The organism is Streptomyces sp. BB1-1-1 (assembly GCF_031597775.1).
In the GTDB taxonomy this organism is placed as follows: Bacteria; Actinomycetota; Actinomycetes; order Streptomycetales; family Streptomycetaceae; genus Streptomyces; species Streptomyces thinghirensis.
This window is the reverse complement of record NZ_CP134203.1, coordinates 5,124,679-5,140,427: the sequence shown is the minus strand read 5'-3', so window position 1 is coordinate 5,140,427 and position 15,749 is coordinate 5,124,679. Positions and strand designations below refer to the sequence as shown.

Annotated in this window: 17 protein-coding genes; 4 read left to right on the top strand and 13 right to left on the bottom strand. The window is 68.8% G+C overall.

Features of this window, described 5'->3' with window-relative positions; translation table 11 throughout:
- Positions 1-101: 101 nt before the first annotated feature.
- Entirely contained in the window at positions 102-599 is a 498-nt protein-coding gene (gene tamR, locus RI578_RS23760) for a MarR family transcriptional regulator TamR (protein WP_210963411.1), read from the top strand.
- On the opposite strand, the gene RI578_RS23755 is transcribed toward tamR, so the two are convergent.
- On the bottom strand, positions 558-1,325 hold the full coding sequence (locus RI578_RS23755) for a response regulator transcription factor (protein WP_310872962.1): 768 nt from the start codon (positions 1,323-1,325) through the stop codon (positions 558-560). The two genes, tamR and RI578_RS23755, sit on opposite strands and share 42 nt — an antisense overlap.
- Positions 1,326-1,665: 340 nt before the next feature.
- Here RI578_RS23755 and RI578_RS23750 point away from each other — a divergent pair, with 340 nt between their 5' ends.
- Positions 1,666-2,121, top strand: a complete 456-nt coding sequence (locus RI578_RS23750) for a GNAT family N-acetyltransferase (RefSeq protein WP_310872961.1) — start codon at positions 1,666-1,668, stop codon at positions 2,119-2,121.
- An 89-nt stretch (positions 2,122-2,210) separates the two neighbouring features.
- Here RI578_RS23750 and RI578_RS23745 read toward each other — a convergent pair whose 3' ends face one another.
- The 10 genes from RI578_RS23745 to galT all read right to left on the bottom strand — a co-directional run bounded on the left by RI578_RS23745 (position 2,211) and on the right by galT (position 10,257).
- The gene (locus tag RI578_RS23745; protein ID WP_310872960.1) at positions 2,211-2,873 is read right to left on the bottom strand and encodes a hypothetical protein; all 663 of its coding nucleotides are present in this window, start codon (positions 2,871-2,873) and stop codon (positions 2,211-2,213) included.
- Positions 2,870-3,514, bottom strand: a complete 645-nt coding sequence (locus RI578_RS23740) for a hypothetical protein (protein WP_310872959.1) — start codon at positions 3,512-3,514, stop codon at positions 2,870-2,872. Before RI578_RS23740 ends, RI578_RS23745 begins: the two co-directional genes overlap by 4 nt.
- A 7-nt stretch (positions 3,515-3,521) precedes the next feature.
- Complete coding sequence (locus tag RI578_RS23735; protein ID WP_310872958.1) at positions 3,522-4,802, bottom strand: putative T7SS-secreted protein; 1,281 nt, start codon at positions 4,800-4,802, stop codon at positions 3,522-3,524.
- The gene (locus RI578_RS23730; protein WP_310872957.1) at positions 4,799-4,957 is read right to left on the bottom strand and encodes a hypothetical protein; all 159 of its coding nucleotides are present in this window, start codon (positions 4,955-4,957) and stop codon (positions 4,799-4,801) included. The genes RI578_RS23735 and RI578_RS23730 overlap by 4 nt, the downstream gene beginning before the upstream one ends.
- Positions 4,941-5,099 (bottom strand): hypothetical protein, encoded by a 159-nt coding sequence (locus RI578_RS23725; protein WP_310872956.1) that lies wholly within the window; start codon positions 5,097-5,099, stop codon positions 4,941-4,943. The genes RI578_RS23730 and RI578_RS23725 overlap by 17 nt, the downstream gene beginning before the upstream one ends.
- 20 nt (positions 5,100-5,119) lie before the next feature.
- Complete coding sequence (locus RI578_RS23720; RefSeq protein ID WP_310872955.1) at positions 5,120-6,094, bottom strand: hypothetical protein; 975 nt, start codon at positions 6,092-6,094, stop codon at positions 5,120-5,122.
- Positions 6,095-6,147: 53 nt separating this feature from the next.
- Positions 6,148-6,816 carry a hypothetical protein gene (locus tag RI578_RS23715; protein WP_310872954.1) on the bottom strand — a complete coding sequence of 223 codons (669 nt, stop codon included), beginning with the start codon at positions 6,814-6,816 and terminating at the stop codon, positions 6,148-6,150.
- A gap of 229 nt (positions 6,817-7,045) precedes the next feature.
- On the bottom strand, positions 7,046-8,209 hold the full coding sequence (gene galK, locus RI578_RS23710; RefSeq protein ID WP_310872953.1) for a galactokinase: 1,164 nt from the start codon (positions 8,207-8,209) through the stop codon (positions 7,046-7,048).
- A gap of 27 nt (positions 8,210-8,236) precedes the next feature.
- Positions 8,237-9,199, bottom strand: a complete 963-nt coding sequence (gene galE / locus RI578_RS23705) for a UDP-glucose 4-epimerase GalE (protein ID WP_310872952.1) — start codon at positions 9,197-9,199, stop codon at positions 8,237-8,239.
- Positions 9,199-10,257 (bottom strand): galactose-1-phosphate uridylyltransferase, encoded by a 1,059-nt coding sequence (gene galT / locus RI578_RS23700; protein WP_310872951.1) that lies wholly within the window; start codon positions 10,255-10,257, stop codon positions 9,199-9,201. The genes galE and galT overlap by 1 nt, the downstream gene beginning before the upstream one ends.
- 206 nt (positions 10,258-10,463) lie before the next feature.
- On the opposite strand from galT, the gene RI578_RS23695 reads away from it, so the two are divergent.
- Both RI578_RS23695 and RI578_RS23690 read left to right on the top strand, forming a co-directional pair.
- Complete coding sequence (locus RI578_RS23695) at positions 10,464-12,143, top strand: sodium:solute symporter family protein (RefSeq protein ID WP_310872950.1); 1,680 nt, start codon at positions 10,464-10,466, stop codon at positions 12,141-12,143.
- A gap of 21 nt (positions 12,144-12,164) precedes the next feature.
- Positions 12,165-12,485 (top strand): hypothetical protein, encoded by a 321-nt coding sequence (locus tag RI578_RS23690; RefSeq protein ID WP_210963402.1) that lies wholly within the window; start codon positions 12,165-12,167, stop codon positions 12,483-12,485.
- A gap of 384 nt (positions 12,486-12,869) precedes the next feature.
- Here the strand turns inward: RI578_RS23690 and RI578_RS23685 are convergent, their stop codons facing one another.
- Together RI578_RS23685 and RI578_RS23680 are read right to left on the bottom strand one after the other, a co-directional pair.
- Complete coding sequence (locus RI578_RS23685; RefSeq protein ID WP_310872949.1) at positions 12,870-13,550, bottom strand: response regulator transcription factor; 681 nt, start codon at positions 13,548-13,550, stop codon at positions 12,870-12,872.
- A gap of 248 nt (positions 13,551-13,798) precedes the next feature.
- Positions 13,799-15,670 carry a PQQ-binding-like beta-propeller repeat protein gene (locus RI578_RS23680; protein WP_310872948.1) on the bottom strand — a complete coding sequence of 624 codons (1,872 nt, stop codon included), beginning with the start codon at positions 15,668-15,670 and terminating at the stop codon, positions 13,799-13,801.
- Positions 15,671-15,749: the final 79 nt, after the last annotated feature.

Here is a 15,749-nt window from a genome sequence, read left to right as displayed (position 1 = left end):
CTGTCCGGGCCGGGTACCCAGCGTGGCGCCCAAACTATCTCGACGTCAAGACAGTCAACATCAAGAGACTTCACGTCGACACAACCACTACACTGATCGTCATGGAGGACGAGGTCGATCGGCTGGTCGCAGCGTGGCGCCGGGAGCGCCCGGACCTCGACGTGGAACCGCTCGAGGTACTGAGCCGGGTCAGCAGGCTCGCCCGGCACCTGGACCGCGCACGCCGCCTGGCCTTCTCCGAACACGAACTGGAGCCCTGGGAGTTCGACGTCCTGACGGCCCTGCGCCGCGCGGGCACCCCCTACCAGCTCTCGCCGGGACAGCTCCTCACCCAGACCCTGGTCACCTCGGGCACGATGACCAACCGTATCGACCGCCTGGCCAAGAAGGGCCTGGTGGAGCGCCTGCCCGACCCCAGCGACCGGCGCGGCGTACTGGTCCGGCTCACGGACGAGGGCCGCGACCGCGCCGACCAGTCGCTCGCCGGCCTCCTGGCGCAGGAGCGCGCCATCCTGGCCGAACTCTCCCGGGCTCAGCGCAGCGAACTGGCGGCGCTGCTACGCCAGCTGACCGCCCCGTTCGACAACATCCCCGGTTAGGTCGGCGGGCCCGACCCCTGCTCTGCGCGCCAGTGCCACGGCGGCGAGGGTGGAGTGGACGCCCAGCTTGCCCAGCACGTTCTGCATGTGCGTCCGCACGGTGTGCGGGGACAGGTACAGCCGCTCGGCGACCGCCTTGCGCCCCAGCCCGGCCACCATGCAGCGCAGCACCTCCCGCTCCCGCGGGGTCAGCGACTCCACCAGCCGTTCGCTCTCGGTGCGGTGCTTGCGGGCGGCGGTCAGTTCGCGCAGGACGCCGGTGAGCAGCGCGGGCGGCAGATGCGTCTCGTCGCGCAGGACGCCCCGGATGACGCTGAGCAGCCGCGACAGCGAGCAGTCCTTCGCCACCCAGCCGGAGGCACCGGCCCCCAGGGCGAGGGCGGCCCGCCGGGGGTCGTCCTTCTCGGCGAGGACGACGATCCGTACGCCCGGCTGCCCCGACCGCACCCCGGCGACCAGCGAGATCCCGTCCACCAGCCCGTCCTCGTTGCCGTCCCGCACGGGCACGGCCGGGCGCGCGCCGGGCACGTGACCCCCCAGATCGGCGTCGACGAGCAGCACGTCGAACCGCCGCCCCTCGGACGCGGCCCGCTCCAGGCAGCGCAGCGCGGCCGGGCCGCTGCCGGCCGCGGAGACGTCGACGTCCGGCTCGGCGGCCAGGGCGGCGGCGAGCGACTCGGCGAAGATGCGATGGTCGTCGACGACCAGGACTCGGATACGAACCACGAAACCCCCTCCCCCAAGCTCCTGGAGGAGCAGGGGATACCCATCGTCTGTCCATCCACGGAACACGGGACCCGGAACCCGGAACCCGGAACCCGGAAGACGACACCGGCACGGGTACGACGCCCGAAGCCCCGTATCCAACTGCGCACTCGGTACTCCGGGACGGGTCGCCGCAGCCGCACGGCCGCCGCCGTGCAGTAACCGCTACCCCCGCCCCGGGCGCCGTACCCGGCTGTCTCGCCCCCTGAACGGCACCGGCCCCCACCGGTGCTGCTCATCAGAGTACGGGCGGGCGCCGGGAGCGGAAGGTTATTTGCAGAACTGACAGCCCGGCACGTTTATGGTGAGCCGCATGTTTCGTCTAGTGACAGAAGTGGACAGGGAACGACGCGATCTGCTGCGCACCCGCCTGCGGGAGACGAACACGGCGGCCTCCTCGATCCTCCGCTCCCTGCGCGGAACCCCTCACGAACGCGAATTCCCGCTGCACGTCTGGGTGCTGGACGAGACCGGCGGCCTGGCGGGCGGCCTCGTGGGCCACACCTGGGCGAGCTGGCTCCACGTGACATACCTGTGGGTGGACGACCGGCACCGCGGCGCGGGACTGGGCTCGGCCCTGCTGACGGAGGCGGAACGAACGTCCCGCGAGGAACGCGGCTGCACGGCGTCCCGCGTGGAGACCTGGGACTTCCAGGCACCGGACTTCTACACACGGCACGGCTACGACGTGATGTGCGTGATCCCCGACTATCCACCGGGGATCACGGAGTACACGCTGGTGAAGCGGCTGAGCTAGCAGCTGGGCCGAGGTGATGTCGATGTCGTGCGGCACACCGAGCGTGACGAGCTTCCCGGTGCTGGTCTCCAAGTCACCGCTCCCGCCTTTCACCCGGCAATTGTGGGCTCGGCGTCGGCGTCGGTCTGCCCGTCCTCAGAGAAGCGGAGGCTCCGCAGGACGCTCACCATGATCGGGGCGTAGCACTTCTCCCAGTGATCGATGTTCGGGGTGGAGAACGAAAGCAGGCACATGCGTTGACCATCCACACCTGCCTGGGCGGGAACAGGGACAATGGCCTGGAATTGAGCGGTAAGCACGTCGATTGGCTCACCGTGGGGCGTGAACGCCAACGGTACGCTGTAAGCCTGGCCGCCCGTGAATACGGCTGATGGGCCGCATGGTGCCTCAATTACGGAGCCTGTCCACTCCGGCCCCCGCGCCTCCAGGATGCCGCGCACGGCTCCCCGGACGGCGGTACCTGGATTTCTTCCGTACGGAAAGTCCACTACCGCGACTGCGAGTGACCCTGTGGAAGGGACTCCCTGAAAGGAGTGGGTGCAGTCGGCCGCATAGACCACACCGACTTCATCGAGGAGACACGACACTTGATGTAGCGTCCGGGCCAGCTCGGCGAGCTTCTCCTGTCCGACGTCGAACGACGTGGACGCTCTCAGCAGGCGTCTGTTCATCTCCGCCCACGCAGCATCGAAGTCCGCACCCAGTGGTATTTCTTCGAACTCGACTGGCACAGAGAAACTGACCTGTGTCATTGACCGCTTCCCTCGCCAGGACGCCGATCGGCAGCATTGCGGGGGTACGGAGGCGGGGGTGGAGGCGGGCCCACATGCCCGTGCCGCTCTCGATCATGGAGCCGTATCAGTTGCCGGTTCTTCTCATACCAACGCGCCAGCCACCTTGGAACCAGGGCTGCCGCCACTGCCAAGCCGACAGCCACCACCAACAGGGCGATCACTCCACCCAGTGAGCCACGCGCCGCCCAGGCGAGAGCGAGGAATCCGAGGCTGAGCAAAGCCGCCAGGACGACAAGGCCCTTGGCCCCACTGGCCTCGTAAGCGACGAGCCGTCGACGTATCGCCGCTATCTCGATACCCGACATGACCCTGGTCGTACCCGGCTGGGACCCTGGAGCCACCCATGGCGGCAGAAGCGGACCACCCCCGCGCAGCCGGTCCGCGGTCTGCTGTGCACGCAGGCGGGCCGTCGCCGAATCATTGCGCATATAAACCATACGCATCGTGCTCTTGCTAGGCATCTCGGACACATGGAGGTCATAACCGAACTCGAAAGCAAAGGCCGTGATCTTGTTTGAAGCCATGGCCTCGAAACCGCCGAGCAAAAACTCAACGCGGCCACGACCGTCGAAGCGCGCCAAAATCGCTGCATCATTCACGTGAACTTCACCCTTCCTTTCGAGCGGCCTGATCCTTCTCGCTCCCGGCCTTCCAGGCATTCTCGAACGCGACAAGCATAGGACCCGCTCCGCCCGGAAGTGCGAGTTCCCATTTCTGCCGAGTGTCCTTCGGAGCGAAGTAGCCAAGCGCTGTCGGATCGGCGATGAATGCGGCGACAGTGTCCACCAGGCCGAAGTTGGCTGCAGAATCCGCCGCACGGCTCCCCGCGGCCACCCTGGTGACTCCCTTGAAAGCGGCGCCGAACGGAAGGGCACCGAGCACGTCTTGGGCCAGGGTCCGATTGGAGACAACGGACTCACCACCGACAGCCCGGGCTGTGCCATGAAGCATCAAGCCACCAAATGCCAACCCTCCGGAGGTAGTTCCGGCAGCGACGGCAAGGGCTCCGAACACCGGGGCGAACGGGCCGGACAACGGAGCAGCCAGAAGAAGTGCCAGTGACACCGCGCCAAGTGCCGCGCTCGCGGCCGCGAGCACGTCCCCGAGTGCAGCGATCGCGTAGGCGTGTTCCGCAAGCCACTTGACCGCATCGGCCACGGCCGCACTGACGACCTCGGCGACGAGGTCGTCGAGTTTTCCGAGGGCCTTCCCGATGTCGACGATGGTGTCGCCCAGTTTGTCCAGTACGCCCGGCTCGTTCGGCGCGATGTTCATCGCCTTGTCGAGGCGCCGCGCGACGGATCGGCCTTCCAGGTCGTAGTCGGTGGCCAGCTTGCGGGCCTGTGCGCGGATCCGGTCGAGGTCGGACTCAGCCGTACTGGCTGCCAGTCGCGCCGCGGAGCGGTCCTTCTCGGCCTTCTCCTGCTTGCTTGCCTCGGCGTCGTCCTTCGGCGGCAGGTCGAGCAGCGGTTTGGACGGAAGGCCGGACAGCTTGTCCTTCGCCGCGCGAAGCGCGTCCTTCGCGTCCTGTGCCTGGCTTTCCAGGGCCTCGGCCTTGCGCTGCCAGGCCGGCATCTCGTCGGCCCAGCCCGTCAGTGCCGTCGCGGCTTTACCGAAGGATCGTTTCGCCTTGTCGACCTTGGGCCGGAAGTCGTCGTCGAACTGCTCCCGGAACGCGTCGGCGTGACGCCCTTTCCAGTCGGCGTCGTCCGTGCCGTGCAGGGCGTCGGCTATCTCGTCCAGCGCTTTGGCGGTGCGCTGGACGATGCTCGCGACGTGCCTCGCGGTCTGCGGATCCCCGGGGCAGGGGACGAACTCAAGGGCCGGGAACCGGTCCCTCAAGGGAGAAGTCTGCGTGGGTGACAACCAGGAGAACGGATCGCTCACGCCCGCTGCTCCCGTGCTTTCCGCAGTTCTTTGGCCAGCGTGTCGTCGATGTCCTCGAACGCCTTCTTCATCTTGTCGAGCGTTTTGACCGCGGCACCCGAGTACTTCCTGATCTGCTCGATGCCGTAGGACCACTCGTCACCGAAGTCGTTCATGCGCGAGGCGAGCGTGCTCACGCCCATGGACGCGCGCGACCTCGTCCATCTCCTTGCCGGGTCGCTCCATGATCTCGCCGATGTGCTCGATGTTGCTGCGCACACGGTTCAGCACACCGAAGTCGATGTGTATGTCGCTCATCGTTCCCCCGTTTTCCTGGTCTAGCGGTTCACGGCCTGGATCTCCTGGACCACGACATCCTGGTCAGCTCCGAACTCCCCGTTGGGAAGGTCGCCACCCGCACCAGTCGTGCTCGTCCAGCTGATCTTCCAGGTGACGGTGGCTTGGAGCTTGTACGAGCCGTCGCCGGAGGAGCGCAGGTACTTCACCCCGCACGGCGGGGTCTCGTCGGCCTTGCCATCGGCATAGGGATCACCGATCTGCCCGTCATGGATCTCGCACTGGCCGGCGGCGGGGTACGTGACCGCGTCTTCCGTCCCCGGGGTGATCTTCAGGGAGACGGGCTCGGCCGTGGTCGTGGCGCTGAGACCGAGCAGCGGAACGGACGCGGTGACGGAGATCGGCTTGAACTCGGCGGTGTCCAGCCAGGCCCACGTCGGAAGGTTCACCTTCGTGGCGTTCGCCGGGGCGAGTTCGACCTCAGTGGAGGGCACGCGGATCTCGGCGTACGCGAGCTGGGCGAGCATGTCGGGTGTGATGGCCTGCGGAACATCGGCCGGCGGAGCGTCGCCCTCGTCAACCCAGAAGGGCAGCTCGTCACAGTCCTGGGCCGCCGGATCCGACTCCCGCCCCTCAGTGACGTACGAGTCCCACCAGTACCCCTCGCCCTCCTTGTCCTTGTTGAAGTCCTTGTAGGGCTTGCCGTTGACGAAGTGGTTCTGCGTCTTCAGGGACCACTCGGGGCTGGGGGCGCTACTCATCCACACCTGACGCATCTGCGAATCAAGCTGCTTGGGCGTGTACTTCGGCGCGTAATAGCAGGCCGGAGGCGTCCAGGACGTGGTCGACGTGACGGCACCGGCTGACTCTCCGCTGCCGTTCTTCGAGCGTTCGAAGACGATCACGCCTGCCGCGGACGCCGAGACGGTGTCGCCGTCGACCTTGGCCGACGTGCCGGAGTCGACTTCGGTCACGGAAGGAGCGGGCCCTGGTGTCGCCCATGCGGCATTCGGCATGAGAACCGGCAAAAAAGCCAGGAGGGCAACCGTGCCGGTCCGCGTTGGCGTAATCAGCCTCCGCACCGCTCGTGCCCCCTCTTGGTGAGCAGGCCGGTGGTCACCCACACACCTTCGCCGTTTCTCTCCAAGCGAGTGTTGTAAAGGACGTAAGGACTGTCGCTGGCCGGCGCCTTGTCCACCTTGCCGGTCTTTCGGTTCTTGTTGTACGCCTTGCTGTCGTCCGCGCAGTAAACGACAACAGCCGTCTTCTTGTCGCGAAGCGTCACTTGCGGATCGAAATAGCGGATGGTTCCCGTCCAGGAGATGTTGGCGTCGAGCCACGCCTGGACCCACTTGACTTCACTGACGAGCGCGTCCTCCTGGTAGTAGAAGGCCAGCGCGTCCGACTTCGTGTCGCCCCGGGCGATCGCATCGTCGACAGACCCGAGCGCCCGCTCCGCATCGGCCAGAGCAGCATCCTTCGCGGCGTCCCCGGTCTTCCAGCCTTCAAAAACACTCTTCATGTCCTTGGGTAGCGTGATGTCTGGCCGGTCGGCGGCGTCCGACGCACTCGCACTCGCACTCGGCGAAGCCGAGGTCGACGAGTCGGCTTCCGTGTCGGCGCCCGCGATCTTGTCGTTGTCCTTGGAGCTGTCCTCACCGCTCCCGCAGGCGGACAGTGACAGAGCCGCAACAGCAGCCAGCGCGATGGCTGCGAGCGGGGTGGGGCGGCGGTTCACGGATGGCTCCCGGTGGGGCGAGGGTTCTCACGAGTGTGCCAACGCTATCGGTTGGGACTTGGGTGACAACAGCCGCCTTTACGTCAACCCCGACTGCCTGAGCAGGTAGGCCCTGGCAGAAGCCGCCGTGACGGCAGGGCTGCAGATGCGCTGTTCCGTAACGCAAGCTGTGAACAGCGTGAGTGCCTCCACGCCTCGCAGGGTGAAATCCAACCACGGGGCCCCCGCCTCACCCCACCCGTCGAGCCCCCGCCGCAGGTACCGCCTCGAACACGCGTGGGGCCGTGAAGCCCGACGCCGCGAAGGCCTCTTCCACCGCCTTGGTGATGGCGTCGACGTCGGACTCCTCCGCCAGGACGATCGCCGAGCCGCCGAAGCCGCCGCCGGTCATGCGGGCGCCGAGGGCGCCGGAGGTGAGGGCCGTGTCGACGACCAGGTCGAGTTCCGGGCAGGAGATGCGGAAGTCGTCGCGCAGGGAGGCGTGGCCCTCGATCAGAACGGGGCCGATGGCGCGGGTGTCGCCGGATTCCAGGAGGGACACGACGCGTTCGACGCGCTCGTCCTCCGTGACGACGTGCCGGACCAGGCGGCGCACCTCCTCGTCGTCGGCCAGGCGCTCCAGGGCCGAGTCGAGCTCCGCGTACGGCACGTCCCGCAGCGCGTCCACGCCCAGCAGTGCGGCGCCCTTCTCGCAGCCCGCGCGGCGCTTGCCGTACTCGCCCTCGCTGTGGGAGTGCTTGACCTGCGTGTCGACGACGAGCAGGCGCATGCCCTCGGCCGCGAGGTCGAAGGGGATCTGGCGCTGGGAGAGGTCGCGGGTGTCGAGGAAGAGGGCGTGGCCCGCTTCGCAGCAGGCCGACGCGGTCTGGTCCATGATGCCGACCGGGGCGCCCACGTAGACGTTCTCCGCACGCTGGCACAGGCGGGCCAGTTGCCAGCCGCGCAGGCCGAGGGAGTAGAGGTCGTTCAGGGCGAGGGCGACCACCACCTCGAGGGCCGCCGAGGAGGAGAGGCCCGCGCCCGACGGGACCGTCGAGGCCAGGTGGATGTCGGCACCGGTCAGCTCGTGGCCGGCCTCGCGCAGCGCCCAGACGACGCCCGAGGGGTACGCGGTCCAGGACTTGTCCGACTCGGGGGTGAGGTCCGCGACGCGCAGCTCGACCGGGTCGGCCGCGATGTCCGCCGAGTGCAGGCGCAGGACGCCGTCGTCGCGCCGGGAGACCGCCGCGACCGCGGTGTGCGGCAGGGCGAACGGCATGACGAAGCCGTCGTTGTAGTCGGTGTGCTCGCCGATGAGGTTCACCCGGCCCGGCGCCGCCCACACCCCCTCGGGGTCCGCCCCGTACAGCTCCCGGAACCGCTCGCCGACAGCCCCTGCGACAGCCTCGCTCATGCCCTGACCCCTCGCCCTTCCTACGGTCTACTTCGCGCGCCGCTGCGCGAACTGCCACGCGTCCGCCACGATCCCCGCGAGGTCCGCGCGCGACGGGTTCCAGCCCAGTTTCTCGCGGGCCGTGCCGGCCGACGCCACCAGGACCGCCGGGTCGCCGCCCCGCCGGGGGGCCAGGACCTCGGGGATCGGGTGGCCCGTCACCCGCCGGACGGTCTCGACGACCTCGCGGACGGAGAAGCCGTTGCCGTTGCCCAGGTTGCAGATGAGGTGCTCGCCGGGGGCGGCCGCGTCCAGGGCCAGCAGGTGGGCCTCGGCCAGGTCGGCGACGTGGATGTAGTCGCGGACGCAGGTGCCGTCCGGCGTCGGGTAGTCGTCGCCGAAGACGGAGATCGCGTCGCGCCTGCCCTGCGCCACCTGGAGGACCAGGGGGATCAGGTGGGACTCGGGGTCGTGGCGCTCGCCGTACTCCCCGTACGCGCCCGCGACGTTGAAGTAGCGCAGCGAGACCGCGCCCAGGCCGTGGGCCGCCGCCTCGCCGGTGATCATGTGGTCCACGGCCAGCTTCGAGGCGCCGTAGGGGTTCGTGGGCTTGGTCGGCGCGGACTCGACGATCGGGACCTGGTCCGGTTCGCCGTACGTGGCCGCCGTGGAGGAGAAGACGAGACGGCGGACGCCCGCCGTGCGCATCGCCTCCAGCAGGGCCATGGTGCCGCCGACGTTGTTGTCCCAGTACTTCTCGGGCTTCACGACCGACTCGCCGACCTGGGAGAAGGCGGCGAAGTGGAGTACACCGTCGAACGACGCGTCCAGCCACTTGGCGGCGTCGCGGATGTCGCCCTCGATGAACGAGGCGCCCGCGGGCACGCCCTCCCGGAAGCCCGTCGAGAGGTTGTCGAGGACGACGACCTCGTGGCCGGCCTCCAGCAGGTGCTGGGCGACCACGCTGCCGACGTAGCCCGCCCCGCCCGTCACCAGGTACTTCCCGCTCATCAACTCGCTACCTCTCGCAGTCGCTGGGCCGCGCGCTCCGGGGGCACGTCGTTGATGAACACGTTCATGCCGGACTCGGAGCCCGCGAGGAACTTCAGCTTGCCGGACGTACGGCGGATGGTGAAAAGCTCGAGGTGCAGCGCGAAGTCGTCCCGCACCACGCCCTCGAAGTCCTCCAGCTGCCCGAAGGGGGCCTGGTGCCAGGCCGCGATGTACGGCGTCGGAGGCTCACCGATCCCGAAGATCCGGTCGAAGCGCCTCAAGAGTTCCAGATACACCTGGGGGAATTCTGTGCGCGCCGCCTCGTCGAGTCCGAGCAGGTCGGGCACCCGCCGCTTGGGGTAGAGGTGCACCTCGTACGGCCAGTGCGCGGCGTACGGCACGAAGGCCGCCCAGTGTTCACCCTCCAGGACGACCCGCTCACCGGCCAATTCCTCCGCCAGGACGGCGTCGAACAGGTTCTCCCCGCCCGTCGCCTCCTTGTGCGCGGCCACCTGGCGCAGCATCAGGGCGGTGCGGGGCGTGGTGAAGGGGTAGGCGTAGATCTGCCCGTGCGGGTGACCCAGCGTCACTCCGATCTCGGCGCCCCGGTTCTCGAAGCAGAAGACCTGTTCGACGGAGGGCAGATGGGACAGCTCCGAGGTGCGGTCGGTCCAGGCGTCGAGCACGAGCCCGGCCTGCTCCTCGCTCAGGTCGGCGAAGGAGGCGTTGTGGTCGGAGGTGAAGCAGACGACCTCGCAGCGGCCGGAATCGCCGGCCAGCGAGGGGAAGCGGTTCTCGAAGACCACCACGTCGTACGACGAGTCCGGGATCTCGCTCAGCCGCTCGCCCGCGGACGGGCACAGGGGGCACTCGTCGGCCGGCGGGTGGTAGGTCCGGCCCTGGCGGTGCGAGGCCACGGCGACCGAGTCGCCGAGCAGCGGGTCGCGGCGGACCTCGGAGGTGGTGACGGTCCGCTCCAGCGGACGGCGGTCGACGGCGTCCCGCACGGTGTCGTCGCGCAGGTCGTAGTGGACGAGCTCGCGACCGTCGGCCAGCCGGGTCGAGGTCTTCTTCACTGCCGGACTCCTCTACACCTGCATCCGCACCCAATCACTCAACAGAAACAAACATAACACATCACAACCAACCAGCAACCAAACAGCGATCCCGTCGGCCCATCGATCATCACAATCAAACAAAGAACGTCACCAGAAGTGTTCAATAACTGAACGCGGAGGCGTAAGTTCCGCTCGGATCAGTTCGCGCAACGAAGCGAGTTCGTATGCATACCCCCACACATCTAGCCGCGGAGCTTCGACTCCCCACCAACTGGCTCGACTACTCGATCCTCGGGATCTACTTCGTCGTCGTGCTCGGCATCGGCTTCGCCGCCCGCCGTTCGGTCAAGACCAGCCTGGACTTCTTCCTGTCCGGCCGCTCACTGCCCGCCTGGGTGACCGGTCTCGCCTTCGTCGCGGCCAACCTGGGCGCCACCGAGATCCTCGGCATGGCCGCCAACAGCGCCCAGTACGGCGTCTACACGACCCACTGGTACTGGATCGGCGCCATCCCGGCGATGGTCTTCCTCGGCCTGGTGATGATGCCGTTCTACTACGGCTCCAAGGTCCGCTCGGTGCCGGAGTTCCTGCTCCTGCGCTTCGACAAGGCCTCGCACCTGCTGAGTTCGATCCTGTTCGCCGTCGCCGCCATCCTGATCGCCGGGGTCAACCTCTACGCCCTCGCGATCGTCGTCGAGGCACTGCTCGGCTGGCCGCAGTGGGTGGCCATCGTGGTCGCCGGCTTCTTCGTCCTGGCCTACATCACGCTCGGCGGCCTGTCCTCGGCGATCTACAACGAGGTCCTCCAGTTCTTCGTGATCCTGGCCGGCCTCATCCCGATCACCGTCCTGGGCCTGAAGAAGGTCGGCGGCTGGGACGGCCTGTCCGACTCCCTCACCCAGTCCCGCGGCGCCGACTTCATGACGTCATGGGGCGGCACGGGCATCGGCAGCGACAACCCGCTCGGCGCCAACTGGCTGACCATCGTCCTCGGCCTCGGTTTCGTGCTCTCCTTCGGCTACTGGACGACGAACTTCGCCGAGGTGCAGCGCGCCCTGTCCGCGAAGAACCTCTCGGCGGCCCAGCGCACCCCCCTCATCGCCGCCTTCCCGAAGATCTTCATCGTCTTCGTGGTGATGATCCCGGGCCTGGTCGCCGCCGTCCTCGTCCCGAAGATCGGCACGCCCGGCTCGGACCTCCAGTACAACGACGCGATCCCCTACCTGATGCAGCAGTTGCTGCCCAACGGCGTCCTCGGCATCGCGGTCACCGGCCTGCTGGCCGCCTTCATGGCCGGCATGGCGGCGAACATCTCGTCCTTCAACACCGTCTTCACCAACGACGTCTGGGCGAGGTACGTCGTGCGGGGCCGCGAGGACGGCTACTACGTGCGGTTCGGCCGCCTGATCACCGTGATCGGCGTCCTCGCCTCCATCGGCACGGCCTTCCTGGCGTCGTCGTTCTCGAACATCATGAGCTACCTCCAGACGCTCTTCTCCTTCTTCAACGTGCCGATGTTCGTGGTCTTCATCATCGGCATGTTCTGGAAGCGCGCGTCCATGAAGTCCGGCTTCTGGGGTCTGATCGCGGGCACCACCGCGGCGATGGTGAACTACTTCGTCATCTACAAGCAGGGCATCATCGACATCCCCTCCGACCAGGGCGCCAACTTCGTCTCCGCGATCGCGGGCTTCGTGGCCGGTGCGGTCGTCATGGTCGCCGTGTCCCTGTTCACCGCGCCGAAGCCCGCCGCCGAGCTCCAGGGCCTGGTCTACGGCACCACCTCCCCCGGCATGTCCGAGGCACCCGCCAAGGGCGACGACGCGTGGTACCGCAAGCCGGCTCTCCTGGGCTGGGGCGCGGTCGTACTGGCCGCCGCCTGCTACATCCCGTTCTCGTTCTGATCGCGGGAGGATAGAGAGAGCATGTCTGATTCCAACTCCTACTCCGACAAGAACGTGCAGGACGAGGTCTCCGAGCTGGAGACCAAGTCCGTCACGGCCGCGCGGCTGTTCGACATCCGGCGGATCATCGGCGGGCTGTTCGTGGTCTACGGCGTGATCGTGACGATCGCGGGCCTCGTGGCGTCCGACGACGAGATCGACAAGGCGCAGGGGGTGAACATCAACCTGTGGACCGGGCTGGGGATGCTGGTGCTGGGGTTGTTCTTCCTGGCTTGGCTGAAGGTGAGGCCTACGGCGCCGCCTACGCCGCCGATCTCTGCCGAGGAGGCGCCGGAGAAGTAGCGCGGGTACTGGTGCCGGGTGCCCTGCGTTTGGGGCACCCGGTGTTGGTGCGGGACGGGGGTGGGTGTCGCGGGCCGGCGCTGGCCGGGTGCCGCTGCGCCCACCCGTGCCGCCCCAGCGGCACGACTGCCCGCAGCTATGCGGCAGGTCCGCAGCTACGCGGGCGGGGAAAACCGGTAGCCGCGTACGGCGCGAAGGGGACGTGTCGGGGGGTGTTCGCCCGCAGCGGTTGGCGCGTCAACGGACGGCACTTCTGCGGCCGACCGATTCCGCGCCGTTCCGAGGACGGACACCCCCCGGCGCGGCCCCGACCCACAACGAAACAAACCGCGCTACGCGCACCCCACCAAAGCCGCACAGGCCGCCGCAGGCATCGCGCGCCGCTCAACCGCCGGCGGTGCCGGCGCCCGCCCGGTCCAGTAGGCCCGTGCGTGCGGCCAGGGCCGCCGCCTCCAGTCGTGATCCGACGCCCAGTTTCATCAGCACCCGCTGGACGTGCGTACGCGCCGTGGACGGGGCGATGCCCATGCCCGCCGCGATCAGCCTGGTGTCCTCGCCGTCGGCGACCCGGACCAGGACCTCCACCTCCCTCGGCGTGAGCATCTGCAACAGCCGCTGCCCCTCGTCGTCGGGTTGGGCCGCCGGATTCAGCAGCTCACCGAACGCCCCCTGCAACAGCGACGGCGCCACCGCCGCCTCCCCGGCCCGCGCCTTCATGATCGCCCGCTCGACGCCCTCTATCCGCTCGTCGTGCCGGACGTACCCCGACGCCCCGGCCGCGAACGCCGCCGCGATCCCGCGTGGGCTCGGCACTGGCCCCAGCACCAGCACCGCCACCTGCGGACGCTCCCGCTTGATCCGCAGCACCGGATCGAAGATGCCCGGCTCGGCCGGGGTCGCCGTCCCCAGCAGGCACACCTCCGGCGCCCGGCTGATCACCAGCTCCGCCGCACCCGCGGCCGGCGCCGCCGCCGCGAGCACCCGGTGCCCGCGCAGCTTCAGCGCCGAAGCCAGCGCCTCGGCGAGCAATCGGTGGTCGTCGACCACCATGAGCCGTACTCCCATAGAGCAACCCCCCAGTCACCCAGCCCCCGGCACGGACGGAAACGACCCCGGGCTCCCCCGCCCGCGCGCTCCCGGCCCCACCCCGCCCTTCATGCCCCGGAAGCTACACGCTGGCTCGACGTCGCGCTGCCCCTACCGGCGAGAACCGCCCCGGATCGCCGAAATCCCCCGCAATACGGCCCCGCCCCTGAACAGGGACGGGGCCACAAGAAGGACCGTGGAGTCGGCCGGCGGTGCGCCGAGCGGCGTCAGCCGCTGGTGCCGAACCCGATCGCCAGGTACTCCTTCTCGTCCGCGCTGGACGGCTCGCTGGCGTACACCTGCGACATGTACAGGTGCCCCTGCGAGTAGAGGATCTCGGAGTACTCCGGCAGCATGCTCGACTCGACGTCCCGCACCGCCTCCGTCGCCGGGTTCTCCAGCAGCGTGGTCTGCTTGAACGACCCGCCGTCGATGCTCACGATCTGGCCGCCCTTGTCGTACGGCGGACGCTTGTAGGCGATCACGTTGCCGCCGTCCATGCGCAGCGGGGTGATCGTGTAGCCGTCGCCGGCGTCGGCGCGCTGACCGGTCTGCTTGCCGGTGGCCAGGTCGAAGGCGACGACCTCGTTGGTCCGGCTGTACGACTCGCCGCTGCCCTCGTGCTCCTCGGTCGGGATGTAGAGCCGGTCGTTGCCGACCGCGAGCCCCGAGCAGTGCTCGATCTTGGTGATGGTGTCGCAGCGGGCCGCGAACTGCTCGCCCGGCGCGGAGATGCGGGTGAGCAGCTTGCCGGTCTTGTTGTCGATCGAGAAGAAGTCCGAGATACCGCTGCCGTCACCGGCGGAGTCGCCGACGTCGGCGGCCACGACCAGCGGGTTCGTCGACACGATGCCCGCGTACTCGATGCCCTTGGCCATCTTGTACTCGGAGATCACCTTCCCGCTCTTCGGGTCGATGGTCTGGATGTTCAGCTGCCGTGCGTCGTACGAACCGCACTTGCGCACCGCGACCAGCTTCTCGCCGCCGCCGTAGCCGGCGTCGTAGCAGGTGTCGGTGGTCTTCGGGGACCACAGGAGGTCGCCCTTGGCGATGTTCCAGGCGACGCCGCCGTCGGTGCTGCCGGCCGCGACGGTGTCGCCGCTGATCGTGACGTTGTCGAAGGACATCGGCTGGTCACCGGCGGTCTTCGTCCACAGCTTCTTGCCCGCGTCCAGGTCGATGACCGCGACCTGGGTGCAGCCGTGCGAGGGCTCCGCCTTGGTGGGCATGGCGGGCTGGTGGACGACGACCGTCTTGTTGTCGTCGGTGACGTGCCGGCTGGCCGTGCAGACCGGGCCGGCCAGCTTGATCGTCCACTTCTCGCTGCCCTTGGCGGGGTCGTAGCCGACGATCTCGGCGATGCCGCTCTTGGCGTACACCTTGTCGGTGAGCCACGAGCCGGAGACGACGACGCTGTTGTCCTCCTTGCTCACCGCGGGCGCGGGAACCTGGAAGAGCACCTTGGAGGCGGGGTCGGAAGGCACCTTCTCCTCGCCGCCGGAGGACTTGCCGCCCTCGCCGCCCTTCTCGTCCGTGCCGCCCTTGCCACCGGTGCCCCCGCTGGAGCTCGCGGTGTCGTCCTTGCCGCCGTCGTCGGAGCCGGCGTACCAGACACCGCCGCCGATGATCAGGGCGATGGCGACGACGGCCACCACGATGATCGCCATCTGCGCGTTGATCTTGCGTCCGCCGCCCGGCCCGCCGGCCTGGGCCTGCATCGGCACGGTCGCCTGCGGATAGCCGTAGCCGGGCTGACCGGGGTAACCGGGCTGGCCGGGCTGACCGGGCTGGCCGTAGGGCGGCGTCGGCTGCCCGTACGGACCGGGCTGCTGGCCCGGCTGCTGACCGGGGTAGCCGTACCCGGGCTGGGGCTGCGGCGGAGTCTGCGGATACCCGTACCCCGGCTGCGGCGAACCCGTCGGCGGGGTGGGCGGAGCCGCGGGCGCCTGCGGCGGCGTCTGCGGGTAGCCGTAGCCAGGCTCCGGGGTCTTGCCGAGGTTCGGCCCTCCGCCCGACGGCGGGGTGGGCGGCTGCGGCGGCGGGCCGAAGCCTCCCCCCTGCGGGGGCTGGTTGGGCGGTGGGGGCGGCGGCTGGGTCATGACGTGAGTACCTCGGGGAGCGGAGACGACGGGGACGGCCGGGATGGCCGGGCGAACCGGCCTGGGCGGCCGGATCGCC

Excerpts from the sequence above, each read along its gene's own strand:
- tamR (WP_210963411.1), top strand. The coding sequence starts at position 102 with ATGGAGGACGAGGTCGATCGGCTGGTCGCAGCGTGGCGCCGGGAGCGC.
- RI578_RS23750 (WP_310872961.1), top strand. The coding sequence starts at position 1,666 with ATGGTGAGCCGCATGTTTCGTCTAGTGACAGAAGTGGACAGGGAACGA.
- RI578_RS23745 (WP_310872960.1), bottom strand. The coding sequence starts at position 2,873 with ATGACACAGGTCAGTTTCTCTGTGCCAGTCGAGTTCGAAGAAATACCA.
- RI578_RS23730 (WP_310872957.1), bottom strand. The coding sequence starts at position 4,957 with ATGAACGACTTCGGTGACGAGTGGTCCTACGGCATCGAGCAGATCAGG.
- RI578_RS23725 (WP_310872956.1), bottom strand. The coding sequence starts at position 5,099 with ATGAGCGACATACACATCGACTTCGGTGTGCTGAACCGTGTGCGCAGC.
- RI578_RS23720 (WP_310872955.1), bottom strand. The coding sequence starts at position 6,094 with ATGCCGAATGCCGCATGGGCGACACCAGGGCCCGCTCCTTCCGTGACC.
- galK (WP_310872953.1), bottom strand. The coding sequence starts at position 8,209 with ATGAGCGAGGCTGTCGCAGGGGCTGTCGGCGAGCGGTTCCGGGAGCTG.
- galE (WP_310872952.1), bottom strand. The coding sequence starts at position 9,199 with ATGAGCGGGAAGTACCTGGTGACGGGCGGGGCGGGCTACGTCGGCAGC.
- RI578_RS23695 (WP_310872950.1), top strand. The coding sequence starts at position 10,464 with ATGCATACCCCCACACATCTAGCCGCGGAGCTTCGACTCCCCACCAAC.
- RI578_RS23690 (WP_210963402.1), top strand. The coding sequence starts at position 12,165 with ATGTCTGATTCCAACTCCTACTCCGACAAGAACGTGCAGGACGAGGTC.
- RI578_RS23685 (WP_310872949.1), bottom strand. The coding sequence starts at position 13,550 with ATGGGAGTACGGCTCATGGTGGTCGACGACCACCGATTGCTCGCCGAG.
- RI578_RS23680 (WP_310872948.1), bottom strand. The coding sequence starts at position 15,670 with ATGACCCAGCCGCCGCCCCCACCGCCCAACCAGCCCCCGCAGGGGGGA.